General features: G+C 64.0%; 11 protein-coding genes. 6 read left to right on the forward strand and 5 right to left on the reverse strand.

Annotated features, from left to right (window positions below; genetic code table 11):
* Positions 1-6: 6 nt before the first annotated feature.
* Positions 7-2,136, reverse strand: coding sequence for a hydantoinase/oxoprolinase family protein (locus tag A3A9_RS0129400; RefSeq protein ID WP_027061830.1), 2,130 nt, complete (start codon positions 2,134-2,136; stop codon positions 7-9).
* 142 nt (positions 2,137-2,278) lie between these two features.
* Between A3A9_RS0129400 and A3A9_RS0129405 the strand changes: the two genes are divergently transcribed.
* On the forward strand, positions 2,279-3,058 hold the full coding sequence (locus tag A3A9_RS0129405; RefSeq protein ID WP_027061831.1) for a helix-turn-helix domain-containing protein: 780 nt from the start codon (positions 2,279-2,281) through the stop codon (positions 3,056-3,058).
* 8 nt (positions 3,059-3,066) lie between these two features.
* Here the strand turns inward: A3A9_RS0129405 and A3A9_RS0129410 are convergent, their stop codons facing one another.
* Positions 3,067-3,366, reverse strand: a complete 300-nt coding sequence (locus A3A9_RS0129410) for a type II toxin-antitoxin system RelE/ParE family toxin (protein WP_027061832.1) — start codon at positions 3,364-3,366, stop codon at positions 3,067-3,069.
* Positions 3,363-3,641 (reverse strand): type II toxin-antitoxin system ParD family antitoxin, encoded by a 279-nt coding sequence (locus tag A3A9_RS0129415; RefSeq protein ID WP_027061833.1) that lies wholly within the window; start codon positions 3,639-3,641, stop codon positions 3,363-3,365. Before A3A9_RS0129415 ends, A3A9_RS0129410 begins: the two co-directional genes overlap by 4 nt.
* A gap of 281 nt (positions 3,642-3,922) precedes the next feature.
* Between A3A9_RS0129415 and A3A9_RS0129420 the strand changes: the two genes are divergently transcribed.
* The 3 genes from A3A9_RS0129420 to A3A9_RS0129430 all read left to right on the forward strand — a co-directional run bounded on the left by A3A9_RS0129420 (position 3,923) and on the right by A3A9_RS0129430 (position 9,091).
* On the forward strand, positions 3,923-6,103 hold the full coding sequence (locus tag A3A9_RS0129420; protein ID WP_027061834.1) for an alpha-ketoacid dehydrogenase subunit alpha/beta: 2,181 nt from the start codon (positions 3,923-3,925) through the stop codon (positions 6,101-6,103).
* Positions 6,104-6,181: 78 nt separating this feature from the next.
* Positions 6,182-7,744, forward strand: a complete 1,563-nt coding sequence (locus tag A3A9_RS0129425) for an ABC transporter substrate-binding protein (protein WP_051371257.1) — start codon at positions 6,182-6,184, stop codon at positions 7,742-7,744.
* Between the two features lie 117 nt (positions 7,745-7,861).
* Positions 7,862-9,091, forward strand: a complete 1,230-nt coding sequence (locus tag A3A9_RS0129430; protein WP_082222277.1) for an aminotransferase class III-fold pyridoxal phosphate-dependent enzyme — start codon at positions 7,862-7,864, stop codon at positions 9,089-9,091.
* A gap of 34 nt (positions 9,092-9,125) precedes the next feature.
* On the opposite strand, the gene A3A9_RS0129435 is transcribed toward A3A9_RS0129430, so the two are convergent.
* A complete protein-coding gene (locus A3A9_RS0129435) occupies positions 9,126-9,863 on the reverse strand; it encodes a GntR family transcriptional regulator (protein WP_027061837.1) in 738 nt (245 codons plus the stop codon).
* A 116-nt stretch (positions 9,864-9,979) separates the two neighbouring features.
* Between A3A9_RS0129435 and otnK the strand changes: the two genes are divergently transcribed.
* A complete protein-coding gene (gene otnK, locus A3A9_RS39685) occupies positions 9,980-11,356 on the forward strand; it encodes a 3-oxo-tetronate kinase (RefSeq protein WP_051371241.1) in 1,377 nt (458 codons plus the stop codon).
* Entirely contained in the window at positions 11,356-11,988 is a 633-nt protein-coding gene (locus A3A9_RS0129445) for a class II aldolase/adducin family protein (protein WP_027061838.1), read from the forward strand. Before otnK ends, A3A9_RS0129445 begins: the two co-directional genes overlap by 1 nt.
* 42 nt (positions 11,989-12,030) lie before the next feature.
* Here the strand turns inward: A3A9_RS0129445 and A3A9_RS0129450 are convergent, their stop codons facing one another.
* Positions 12,031-13,467 (reverse strand): NAD-dependent succinate-semialdehyde dehydrogenase, encoded by a 1,437-nt coding sequence (locus A3A9_RS0129450; RefSeq protein WP_027061839.1) that lies wholly within the window; start codon positions 13,465-13,467, stop codon positions 12,031-12,033.
* Positions 13,468-13,475 lie beyond the last annotated feature (8 nt).

Genomic DNA, 13,475 nt, shown 5'->3' on the forward strand with positions numbered 1-13,475 from the left:
GCCCTCTCAAGCGTGGGTGTAGTGCAGCAGCGTCCATTCATCGACATGGACACGGTCCTGCGGATGAACGACGAGCGTGGTGGCCGGATGTTCGATGATGGCCGGGCCGATCACTTCATGGCCAGGCTGCAGCAGATCCATCTCGTAGAGATTGGCCTTGTGCCAGCGCCCGCCAATATAGGCTTCGCGCACGCCCTTGTGGGCGGCTGCCGGGTCGGACTTGCCGAGCGGGCGCTTGAGCAGCACCGGCTTGACCTTGTCGGCGGTGGCGATGAGGCCGAGCTCGGTGATGGTGAAGCCGGCCTCGCCATAGCGCGACACGCGATGGTTGACCTTGGCGTAGACCGCCTCGAACTCGTCGATAACCCTGCGCATGTCGTCGGCCGAATTGACCTCGGCAAGCGGCGCCATGACTTCGACGTCCTCGAGCTGGCCGGTGTAGCGCATCATCAGGAACGGCACGGTCTTGATCTTATCGCGCGCATGGCCGTCGGTGATCATCTCGTCGACCGCTGCCTTGGTCAGGTCGTTCCAGACTGTGGTGACCTTTTTGCCGAAGGCGAGCAGTTCGTCATCGCTTGCCCGCGCGCCGATGTCGTGCTGCGTCGACACCGAGTGGCGGCGCATGAAATCAGCGGTGGTGCAGCCGAAGGCCGAGAAGGCGGCGGCGAACTGGAAGGTGATGATGTCCTTGAAGCCGATGCCCCTGGAGCAGCCGGCGAGATGCAGCGGGCCGGAGCCGCCATAGGAGAGCAGCGTGAATTCCGAGGGGTGGATGCCCTGGCCGGAGATGACGCGGCGCAGTGCGTTGTTGGCGTCGGCCTCCAGCATCTCGATCATGCCTTCGGCAGCCTCCTCGACCCCAACGCCAAGGATGCTGGAGCACTTTTCCTCGAAGGCCTTGCGCGCCTTTTCGACCTGCAAGACGACCTTGCCGCCGAGGAAATAATACGGGTTGAGGCGGCCGAGAATGGCGTCGCAATCGGCGATGGTCGGTTCGGTGCCGCCCTTGGCGAAGCAGATCGGGCCGGGGTCGGAGCCAGCGCTTTCCGGTCCGAGCGAGACCTTCTTGGTCAGCGGGTCGACCTTGAGGATCATGCCGGCGCCGGCGCCAATCGTGTCGAGATGCAGCGTCGGCACGTTGAGCTTGAAACGGTCCATCAGCGGCTCGTTCTCGATCCGCGTCTGGCCGCGCGAGATGACGCCCATGTCGAAGGAAGTACCACCCATGTCTGAACAGATCAGCGAGTCGTTGCCGATCAGCTTGCCGACATAGGCCGCACCAAGGATGCCGCCTATCGGACCTGAGATCATGGTTTCATGCAAGCGCGGATGGTTGATCGAGGTCAAGCCGCCGAACGAGAGCAGCGTCTGCACGCCATATTTGAAGCCGTATTTCTTCGAGACGTCCTCGATACCCCTAAGCTGCTTGCGGCCGCGCGAGGTGGCGTAAGCCTCGATCAGCACCGAGTTCAGCCGCGACTGTTCGCGGATGACCGGGCGAACCTCGTGGCTGGTGTAGACGATGATGTCGGCGCCAGCCTTGGCGATCTCCTCGCGGCAGATCTCAGCAATGCGCTTTTCGTGCACCGGATTGACGTGCGAGAAGATCGTCATGATGCAGATCGCCTCGACCTTGTCGGCGATCAGTTTTTTTGCGGCGGCGGAAACCTCATGCTCGTAGAGCGGCAACACGATGTCGCCGAACTGGTCGATGCGCTCGGTGACGCCATGGGTGCGGCGGCGCGGCACCAGCGGATCGGGATGATGATGCGTCACCGCATGCAGCCGGTCGGCATAGGAATAATCGGCCCAGGCCTGCAGGCCGCGGCCCATCAGGATCATGTCCTCGAGGCCCTTGGTGGTGATCAGGCCGAGGCGACGGCCGGTGCGCGACAACAGCGTGTTGAGCATGCCGGTGCCGGAATAGAGCACGACGTTGACGCCGGAAAACAGGGACTCCAGCGAAATTCCCCAGGCATCCGCCGCGTCCTCGGCCGATGCGAGGAAGCCCTCGGCTTCGTTCTTCGGTGTGGTCGCCGACTTGCCGATCTTGAAGTGGCCGTCCTGATCGACAAGGATCGTGTCGGTCATGGTGCCGCCGGCGTCGATACCGATCACGATCGGATTGCCGATTATCGGGGCAGAGGGATTGGGTTGGGTCACGGTCGCCTCGGTATCTGGTCTAGGATGGAGCTAGGCTAGATTCGAGAGGCGGCCTTGCGCCATATGCCTAAAGACACAATGACGGTCGGGCCGGGATCGCCGAGAAGAGGGCATGCGCATGGGCACTATCTGGGCGCCGCTCGCCAGGGCGATCGCCGCCACCGGCACGGACAGGCATGTCGACTGCCTGATCGACCTGATCGGCGGGGACATCGAGCACGACCTCGTCACGGTGACGCGCTATTCGGCGACGCAGACGCCAGAATTCGTCAAACACCGGCGCTTCTCGGACGAGATGGTCCGGCTCTATCTCGACAACTACTATGTCTTCGACCCGTTCTACGCCTCATGGCGGCGGGAGCGCAGGCTCGGCATCATGCCGCTGAAGCGGCTCGACGACGACGAGGCCAAGCGCGGTCAGTACATTGCCGGCTTCCTGGCGCAGTCGGAAATCTGCGACGAGGTTGGCATCATGCTGGCCGATGGCGGCGACTGGTGCCTGGGCATTTTCCTCGATCGCTCGACCGCTTCATTCAAGGACAACGAGATCGCTCAATTGGAAGAACGGTTGCCGGTATTCGAAGCCTTGCACGCACTCGACATTACCGCGCGTGGAAACGAGTTCTCCCGCACCTCGGCGCCAACCGCCCCCGGCGCCTCGCCCCGGCAGGAACCGACCATCCCGATGAGCCTGTGGCCGGAACTGTCGCTGCGCGAGCGGGAACTGGTGCAACTGATCTTGGCCGGTCACCCGACTGCCAACATCGCCGAGCGGCTCGGCATCACCGTCGGCACGGTCAAGAACCACCGCCGGCGCATCTATGAGAAGCTCGACATCACCTCCGAGCGGGAACTTTTTTTGCAGTTTTTTCAGCACCGGGCGGACCGATAGCTGGGAGTTTAGAGTTCGTCCTCCCAATTGGCGCCGCCATAGAACACACGCAAAATCACCACCCGGTCGGGTTCCACAATGAAGGCAACGGTGACGCGGCGTTCAAATCCAATAATGCGAAGCCCCGACCGCAGGTCGTCCCGACGCGAGCCCCGCTCCGAGCCGTGATCGAGGCGTTCGCAGAATGCCCTTATTCGTTGATCGTAGCCGTCAGCCGTGATGGCGCTGCTGGCCCCCGCAATGGCGTGGTAAATCCAGTCGAGGTCGTCGGCGGCCTTGCGGGAATAAATGACAACCCGTTGCTTCACGCGTCCCCCTGCGAACGCGCCTGGTGGCGTTTGCGCGCCCGCTCGGCCATCTCTTCTACGGAAATGCCCGTGGGATCTGCCTTCCATCTGTCATAGGTCGGCACGACTTCCTCGCGTAGCCAGCGCTCTACGGCCGCGTCGCGCTCTTGCAGGGCACGAAGCCCGGCGCGGATCACTTCGCTGCTGGTCGCATAGGTTCCCGATTCAACGAGACGGTCGATGAAAGCTGCCTGTTCTGCCGGCAGGCTGAACGTGCGTTTTTCAGTGGCGGCCATGATTTCTCCTGTAAGGTTGGTGTGATTATATCATACCAACGCCTGGCTGCACCTGAAATCTGCACGCGGTTTTCGAACCTGGAAAGACTTACCGATCGTCTCAAAATTTCCACTTGCGGAACGCCGCCATCCCAGCTTAGTCTCGGCTCCGCACAAAAAATGAAATTTAATTCCATTTAAGTGCCGAACCTAGCAAGCCAGTGTCATGTCCAGAAAATCGCCTGGCACAATCTACTGAGAAAATATTTGATATATCATCTATCGGAATGGAACTAGCCTGAATGGTCCAGCAGACATCGATCCAGCCATCTGCGCCCTGGTTGCGGCTCGACGTCGATGATTCTGACTGGAACGCCGCCGAGGTTTCGAACCTCGTGCGCTGGTATCACCAGATGCTACTGATCCGTCGGTTCGAGGAAAAGGTGCTCGACCTTGCCAGTGCCGGGCTGGTGCACGGCCCGGCGCATGCGAGCATCGGACAGGAGGCGACGGCGGTCGGCGCCATGTCGATGGTCGGCACCGGTGACCGCATCAACGGCACGCATCGCGCCCATCACCAGGTGCTGGCGAAGCTGGTCAATGCTCAGACGCCAACCGGTTTTGATCCTCTCCACGACACCTTCAATCCGGACATGCAGGGTTCGGTGCGCGGCCTGATGGCAGAGATCATGGGTCTCAAGTTAGGCTATTGCGGCGGCCGTGGCGGCTCGATGCATATGCGCGACGACGCTTCCGGCATTCCGGGCACCAGCGCCATCATCGGCGGCAACCTGCCGCACGCGGCCGGCTATGCGCTGGCCGACAAGCTGCTCGGCACCGGCAACATCTCGGTCGCCTTCTTCGGCGACGGCACGATGATGGCGGGACCTGCCTATGAGGCGATGAACATTGCGGCCCTCTACCGGCTGCCGGTGATCTTCTTCGCCGAAAACAATTTTTATGCCGTCTCCACCCATGTCAACGAACAGACGCGCGAGACGCGGCTGGCGTCGCGCGGACCGATGCTGGGCTTTCGCGGCATCGAATGCGACGGCATGGATGTGGTGGCTGTCCATCACGCCATGCGCGAGGCGCGCCGGACGATCGAGGAAGATGGCGGCCCGGTGCTGGTCGAGGCGCTCTGCTACCGCTTCCTGCACCAGAGCGGCGCACGGCCGGGCAGCGAGTTCGGCTATCGCACGCGCGCCGAGGAAGACATTTGGAAGGCACGCGATCCGCTCACCACGATGGCGGCGCGGCTGAAGACGATGGGCGTTCTCGATGCCTCCGACCTCGCCACGCTCGACCAACGCGTCAGGGAGGTGGTCGACACCGCCGCCGATTCGCTGACCGAGATGAGCGGCAACGCGCTGCGCATTCCCGACTATCTTTGGCCGGACGCTGATGAAGTCGACAACCAGATTCGTGGCGACCTGTCGGAGCTGAGCGGCGAGCGCTTCCTCGAGATCGAGGACGTACCGCCGGCCGAGACCAGGCCGGTCAAGTTCATGGTTGCCGTGTCCGAAGTGATCGCGCGCGCCATGGAGCAGGACCCGCGCATCATCATCATGGGCGAGGATGTGCATCGTCTGCGCGGCGGCGTCTCGGGCGCCACCAAGGGCGCGCTGGAGCGCTGGCCCGAACGCGTGCTGGCCATGCCGATCGCCGAAAACGGTTTTGTCGGCGTGGCGCTGGGTGCGGCCCTGTGCGGCCTGCGGCCGATCGTCGAAATCATGTTCGGCGACTTTTGCCTTGTGGCCGCAGACCAGCTTTTCAACGCGGTCAGCAAGGTGCGCCACATGTTCGGCGGCAGCTTCCCGGTGCCGATCGTAGTGCGGGTGCGCGTCTCGCCGCACACTGGCTACGGCTCGCAGCATTCGGGCGATCCATCCGGCCTGTTCGCACTCTATCCCGGCTGGCGCATCGTCGCGCCAACGACACCCTTCGACTATATCGGCCTGATGAATTCGGCACTGAAATGTGACGACCCGGTCGTCATTATCGAGCATGTCGAATTGTTCCCGAGCGAAGGGCCCGCCCCGACCGAAGACCGCGACTATTGCGTGCGGCTGGGGAAGGCGAAAATCGTCAGAGCGGGCAGCGCCTGCACGCTGCTGACCAGCGCCAGCATGGTGTCCGTTGCCTGCCAGGTGACGGAGGAGACCGGCGTCGATGCCGAGATCATCGATTTGCGCAGCCTCGACCCGACCGGGCTCGACTGGAAGCTGGTGGAAGCCTCGATCCGCAAGACCAACCGGGTTGCCGTCGTGGAGCAGGTGCAGCGCGGGCTGTCGCTTGGCGGACGACTGACACAGGAGATTCAGGACCGCGTGTTCGACTATCTCGATCACGAGATCCTGCATGTGACGGGAAGCCTTTCGGCTCCCGTCGTATCGGCCCCGCTCAACCGCGCCGCACTGGGCGGCGCTGACAAGCTCAAGGCCGCGCTTCGATCGCTCACCGGTGTGGGTGGTCAGAGCTGACGCATTGCCACAACGATCCGACAAGAAAATGGGAGAACTGAAATGAATATCCTACCGAAAGCCAAGACCAGGGCGACGATGCTGGCGGCCGTGCTTATGGCCACCAGTGCCTTCTGGGCGCCGTCGACCTTCGCGCAGGACCAGAAGCCGCTGGTCATCGCGCGCAACATCGACCTCAACTCGCTCGATCCGCACCGGGCCTTCTGCGACACCTGCCAGATCTACAATTCCAGCGTCTATGAATCGCTGCTGACACTGGACAAGGACAACAAGCTGATCCCGTTGCTCGCTTCAAAGTGGGAAGGCAATGCCGACCAGACCAGCTTCACCTTCACGCTCGACCCGGCCGCCAAATTCTCGGACGGCTCGCCGGTCGAGGCCAAGGACGTGAAGTGGTCATGGGAGCGGCTGAAGAACCTCAAGGGCAGCGCCTCGTTCCTGATGGACAATGTCGCCTCGATCGAGACCCCGGACGCGCATACGGTCGTCGTCAAGATGGTGGCGCCGAGCTCGGAATTTCTCAACATCGCGGCCGCACCCTATACTGCCGTCGTCAACAGCAAGGTCGCTTCGGAAGCCGGCGCCAAGGCCGGCGCGGACGCCTCGACCACCGACAATGCCGAAGCCTGGTTCCTGGCGCATTCGGCCGGCAGCGCACCGTTCGTTTTGAAATCCTATGAGCCGAATTCGGAAGTGCGCCTGGTGCGCAACGACAAGTACTGGCGCACCGCGCCGGCGCTGAGCGAGATCGTCATCCGCCAGACCAAGGACGCGGTGGCACAGGCGCAGATGCTGCAGAGCGGCACCGCCGACATCGCCATGCAGATCGACCCGGACACCGCCAAGACGATGACCGGCAGCGATGTGAAGGTCGAGACGGTGCCGTCCTACAACTTCATCTATGTCGCCCTGTCGCCCGGCGCCAAGGCCAACAAGGTTCCGCTGACGCCTGACGTGCGCGAGGCGATCTCGCTAGCGCTTGACCGCCCCAGCATCCTCGACTTCACCATCGGCTCCGAGGGCCAGCTGATCAGCGCGCCGATCCCGCTCGGTTTCCCCGGCGGTTCGGGTTTCGAGGCGCAGCCTTATGATCTCGACAAGGCCAAGGCGCTGCTGGCCAAGGCCGGCCATGCCGACGGCTTCGAGATGGAAGCGGCCTTCCCCGGCATGAACGTCTACGGCGTCGATCTCTCGCTGTTGATGCAGAAGGTCCAGCAGGATCTCGCCAAGGTCAACATCAAGCTCGACCTGCAGCCGATCCCCTTCGCCAACTGGCGCGAGCGCGTCAATGGCGACGGCATCCCGATGACCGCGGTGTTCTACGCGCCGGACTATTACGGCACCTCGCAGTACGTCGATTATTTCGCCATGACCAAGGGCAGCCCATGGTCGCGGCGCGCCGGCGCCGAACGTGACCCATCGGTGATCAACCCGAAGGAAGCGGACATCTACAAGGCAGCGCTTGCAGCAAGCGGTGACGAGGCCGCCAAGCTGTGGCACCAGGTCGGCGAAGAGATGATCAAGGACAGGATCATCCTGCCGCTGGTCAGCCCGAACTTGATCCTGGCCTACAAGTCCGACGTCAAGGGGGTGCGCTACAGCGCCTGCTGCAACCTACCGCTGGCCGAACTCAGCCACTGAGCGAACAGATTGCGGGAGGCGGCCAACCGCCTCCCGTTCTCCCCGGGAAGACCGACAAATCCTGTTCTTCCAGCACTCAAATTAATATATGATATATCAATGAGCGGAGACTTCGCCATGCCTTCCCTGATCAACTCCAAGGACCAGTTGCTGCGCGAGCGCGCGGCCTCGGTCATTCCGGGCGGCATGTGGGGCCATATGGCCACGCGCTATCTCGGCTCGGCCTATCCGCAATTCTTCGAGCGCGCCGATGGCTGCCGAGTGTGGGATGTCGACGGGCGCGAATACATCGACCTGATGTGCAGCTGGGGCCCGAACATTCTTGGGCATCACCACCAGGCGGTCGAGGAAGCGGCGGCGCGGCAGCGTAGCCTCGGTGACGCCATGAATGGCCCCGGTGAAGTGCTGGTCGAACTGGCCGAGTTGCTGGTGGAAACCGTGGCGCATGCCGACTGGGCGATGCTACAGAAGAACGGCACCGACGCCACCACCGCTTGCGTGACGATCGCACGTGCCGGCACCGGCCGGCGCAAGGTGCTGGTGGCGCGCGGCTCCTATCACGGCGCTGTGCCGTGGTGCACGCCCTCGCTTGCCGGCGTCACCGCCGAGGATCGCGCCCATCTGATCCATTTCGACTATAATGACGTCGCCAGCCTGGAGGCCGCCGTCGAGCAGGCCGGCAATGATCTTGCCGCGGTCGTCGTCACCGCCTTCCGGCACGACATTGCCCGCGATCAGGAACTGCCGACCGCCGCCTTCGCCAAGCGGGCGCGCGAGCTCACCACAGCCGCCGACGCGGCACTGATCGTCGACGATGTGCGGGCCGGATTCCGCATCGACCTCGCCGGCAGCTGGGAGCCGCTCGGCGTGCGGCCCGACCTTTCTGCCTTCTCCAAGGCGATCGCCAATGGCTATCCGCTCGCCGCCATCACCGGCACGGATCGGTTCAGAGAAGCCGCGACCAAGGTCTATATGACGGGCTCGTTCTGGTATGGCGCCGTCGCCATGGCAGCTTCCATCGCCACCATCAAGACGCTGCGCGACACCAATGCGATCGCCAGCATGAATGCCGCCGGTGAGAGGTTGAGGACGGGCCTGGACGCGGCCGCGAAGAAGCGTGGCCTTTCGCTTCGCCAGACCGGCCCGGTGTCTATGCCGATGGTGCTGTTCGACGGCGACGCCGAGTTCAGGAAAGCAGACGCCTTCTGTTCGGCCGCCTTGCGCGAAGGCGCCTATTTCCACCCCCGGCACAACATGTTCCTGAGCGCCGCGCATACGGCGAAAGACGTTGATCTGGCGCTTCAGGCCGCCGATGCGGGCATGGCCGCAGCGGCGCAAGTGGCGTGAGCCAGCGCCTGTGCGTTTGGAGAGAAAAGATCGCTCAGCCGGCCGCCGAGACCAGGCGGCCGTTCTGCGCCGCGCGGCGCAATTCTTCCGAAGTGACCGAGCCGTCGTTCAGCCGCTCGAGCACCTTGACCAGCAGGCGGCCGCCTTCGATCATGTCCTGCTGGATGCCCTTGCGCACGCCATTCTCGTCGCGTGCCCGCAGTGCTTCGAGGATGTCGAGATGGCGGTGGCGGCCATCATAGGTCGGCCTGGCGTTTGGGTATTGATAGTTGACCAGCGGCCCGTTGCGCAGCCAGATGCCCTCGATGATGGCCAGCAGTTCCGGCATGCCCGCTGCCTGGTAGATCGAGTGGTGGAATTCCCAATTGTCGCGGACTGCTTCGAACCAGTGGCCATTGTCCTCGTCGGCGATCAGCTTTTCGTGCACCTCGGCCAGGCGGTCGATCTCACGCGGCTCGATGCGCGTCGTCGCCGCCGCGCCCGCCATGCCTTCGAGATGCAGACGTATGCTGCGCAGCTCAAGATACTGGGCGAGCGACAGCTGGGCGACGGTGATCGAGCGCCCCGCCTCCATCTCCAGGCCCTTTTCGCGCACCAGCTGCATCAGCGCTTCGCGCACCGGCGTTTCGGACACTTCGAGGCTGGCGGCGAGGTCGCGGATCTTGAAGCGATGGCCGGGCCAGAAGCGGCCTTCCATCATGGCGCGGCGCAGCTCTTCGTAGACGCGGGTCGTCAGATTGTCGCGCGCGATCGGCGCGATGGAAGCAGTCACATCCAGTCTCCGTCCTTGCAGGGGCGCAGGCGTCGCCTGAGTCGAGCGGGCTGTGTATATGATATCACGACCGACCTGACCATCGACATGAGACACGCAAAAATGAGCCGAAGCGTATGACCGCGTCGACGCCTTCCCTTCTGCTCGGCGCCATCGCCGACGATCTGACCGGCGGCACCGAGCTGGCGTCGATGCTGGTGGCGCGCGGCATTGCCACGGGATGCACCGTCGGGTTGGAGGCGCCGATCCCTTCTGGCAACCTTGCCCATGTGATCCTGCTCAAGACCCGCGTCATTGCCGCCGGCGATGCGGTGCGCCAGGTGATCGAGGCAGCCGACCGGCTGCTCGAAGCGGGCGCGCGGCAGATCTTCTTCAAATATTGCGCCACCTTCGATTCAACGCCGGCCGGCAATATCGGCCCTTGCGCGGAAGCGCTGCTCGAGCGGCTCGGCGGCGGCGTGACGCTGTTCACGCCGGCGCTGTGCGAGACTGGCCGCACCGTCTACCAGGGGCATATGTTCGGCGGTATGCAGTTGCTGGCCGAATCGCCCAAGCGTTTCGATCCGCTGACGCCGATGACCGATTCCAATCTGGTCCGCGTGCTGCAGGCGCAAAGCAAAGGCAGAGCCGGGCTGGTGCCCTGGCTCACCATCGATGCCGGCCCGGAAGCGATCCGCGACGCCGTGCGGGAGAAAGGCGCGCGCGGCGAGACCTTGCTTGTCACCGATACGCTGCGCGAGCGCGACCTGGCGGCGATCGCGCAAGCCGCCTTCGACCTTCCGCTGATGACCGGCAACTCCTCGATCGCCGCGCACCTGCCACCAGCCTGGCTGGCGCATGGGCTGGTGAACCGTGATGATCTCGTTGCGGCCAGCCTGCCGGCTGTGAGCGGCCCGGCAGCGGTGCTGGCCGGCAGTGTCGCCGACCGCACCATCGAACAGCTCGACCGCTTCGCGCAAAACAATCCGCTGTTGACCATCGACCTCACCAGTGCCTTCGCTGGTGCCGATGTCATGGCACAAGCACGGGCCTTTGCTGAGCAGCATTTGCCACACGCGATGATCGCGATCGCCACGACGGCGCCGCAGGCGACGGTCGAAGCGCTTCAGCAGGCGCATGGCCGCGACGCGGTTGCGGCAATGGCGGAAGGAATCCTGGCCGAGATTGCACAGATTCTGGTGCGCGATCTCGGCGTGCGGCGGCTGGTCGTCGCCGGCGGCGAGACCGCGGGCTCGGTGGTCAAGGCGCTCGGCATCACCCAGATAGCGATGGGCGCCTATGAAGGCCCCGGCCTGTCGCGCGCCATTGCCGACCTGCCCGGCCTGCCGAACGATCCGCTCGCGTTGATGCTCAAATCCGGAAAGCTCGGCGGCCCCGATATCTTCGCCGAGGTTCTGCAAGACATGACACGGGCAACCGCCATCGCGCCGGCAATCGACACATGGCCGCCGACAAAATCGACTACAGGGCCAACTCCAGGGAAAGCATCGTAATGGATACCGCACGCGCCAGTCTGATTACTGCGACCGAGACCCTGGACGCCAGCGGCATGAATGTCGGCACGACGGGTAACATCAGCGTGCGAACGGCGGAGGGCATGCTGATCACGCCGACGGGAATAGCCACCAGCAAGCTGCGACCGGAGCAGATGGTGGCGATGCGCCTCGACGGGTCCTGGGACGGCGCCTTCAAGCCATCGAGCGAATGGGAAATGCATGCCGAGATCTACAAGGCATTCCCGGAGGCCGGCGCCGTGGTGCATGCCCACCCCGACCATTGCGTGGCGCTGTCCTGCCTGCGCGAACCGCTGCCGCTGTTCCACTACATGGTGGCAGGCTTCGGCGGCGACGATGTGCGCTGTTCGGACTACGCGCTGTTTGCGTCGAGCGATCTGGCCAAGGTGACAGTGACGGCGCTCAAGGACCGTACCGCCTGCCTGCTCGCCAATCACGGCATGATCGCCTTTGGCGGCGATCTGGACACGGCACTGATCCGCACCATCAAGCTCGAAACCCTGGCACGGCAATATCTCCTGGCGCGCAGCGCCGGCACGCCGGTGCTGATCGAGGGCACCGAACTCGCCGCCATTCGCGGACGCTACAAGACCTATGGGCAGCAGAAGTAGCTGGCGGCCGGCAAGGAACCGGCCGGTCAGTCGACCTGCCGGTCATTCCACCTGCAAGTGCGAGACAAACTTCGAGTTCAGATAGCTCTCCAGCGCATCCGCGCCGCCTTCCGTGCCGTTGCCGGAATCGTTGATGCCGCCGAACGGCACCTCCGGCAGCGCCAGGCCATAATGGTTGATCGACACCATACCGCTGGCGATGCCCGACGACATTTTCGCCACGCTCGCGGCCGAGCGGGTGAAGCCATAGGCGGCAAGGCCGTAGTTCAACCGATTGGCCTCGGCGAGCGCCTCGTCCAGTCCGCTTACCGGCGTCATCAATGCCAGCGGCCCGAACGGCTCCTCGTTCATGGCACGGGCATCGGTGCCGACGTTCGACAGGATGGTTGGTTCGAAGAAATAGCCGGAGTTGCCGATGCGCTTGCCGCCGGTGACGAGTTCGGCGCCCTTCTGCACGGCGTCGTGAACCAGCTCCTCCATCGCCTGGACGCGGCGCGGATTGGCGAGCGGGCCCATGGTCGTGCCCTCGGCCATGCCATCGCCGACCTTGATCTGCCGGGTCGCCTCGGCGAAGCGGCCGACGAAATCATCATAGACAGCGTTGGCGACAAGGAAGCGCGTCGGCGCGACGCAGATCTGGCCGGCATTGCGGAATTTCGACGCCACCATCGAGCGCGCGGCGCGGTCGAGGTCGGCATCGGGCAGGACGATGACCGGCGCATGGCCGCCGAGCTCCATCGTCGCGCGTTTCATGTGCAGGCCGGCGAGCGAAGCCAGTTGCTTGCCGACCGGCGTCGAGCCGGTGAAGGAGATCTTGCGGATCACCGGATGCGGAATGAGGTAGGCCGAGATTTCCGACGGCGTGCCGTAGATCAGGTTCAAGACGCCATCGGGTAGTCCGGCATCGACGAAGGCACGCACCAGCTCCGCTGGTGAGGCCGGCGTTTCCTCCGGTCCCTTGATGATGATCGAGCAACCGGCGGCGAGCGCGGCCGACAATTTGCGCACCGCCTGGTTGAGCGGGAAATTCCACGGCGTGAAGGCGGCCACCGGGCCGACTGGCTCCTTGATCACAGACTGGCTGACCCCCTCGAGCCGCGCCGGCACGATGCGACCGTAGCTGCGCCGCGCCTCCTCGGCGAACCAGTCGATGATGTCGGCGGCGGCGAGCGCCTCCATGCGCGATTCGGCGATCGGCTTGCCTTGTTCGAGCGTCATCAGCATGGCGATGTGCTCGTTGCGCTCGCGCAGGATGTTGGCGGCCTTGCGCATAAGTTTGGAACGATCGAAAGGCGAGACGCCCCGCCAGGTCTCGAATCCTTTCGCGGCAGCGGCCAGCGCCTCATCAAGGTCGTCTATGCCGGCATGGGCGAGTGCACCGAGTCCAGCTTCGGTCGCAGGATTGACAATCGGCATGGTGCGTCCAGCCCGCGCGGGGCGCCACGAGCCGTCGATGTGCAGATGGACGTCGGGATACATTGCGGGCT

Origin of the sequence: Mesorhizobium loti CJ3sym, from assembly GCF_000472785.1 — a bacterium.
GTDB classification, from domain to species: domain Bacteria; phylum Pseudomonadota; class Alphaproteobacteria; order Rhizobiales; family Rhizobiaceae; genus Mesorhizobium; species Mesorhizobium loti_E.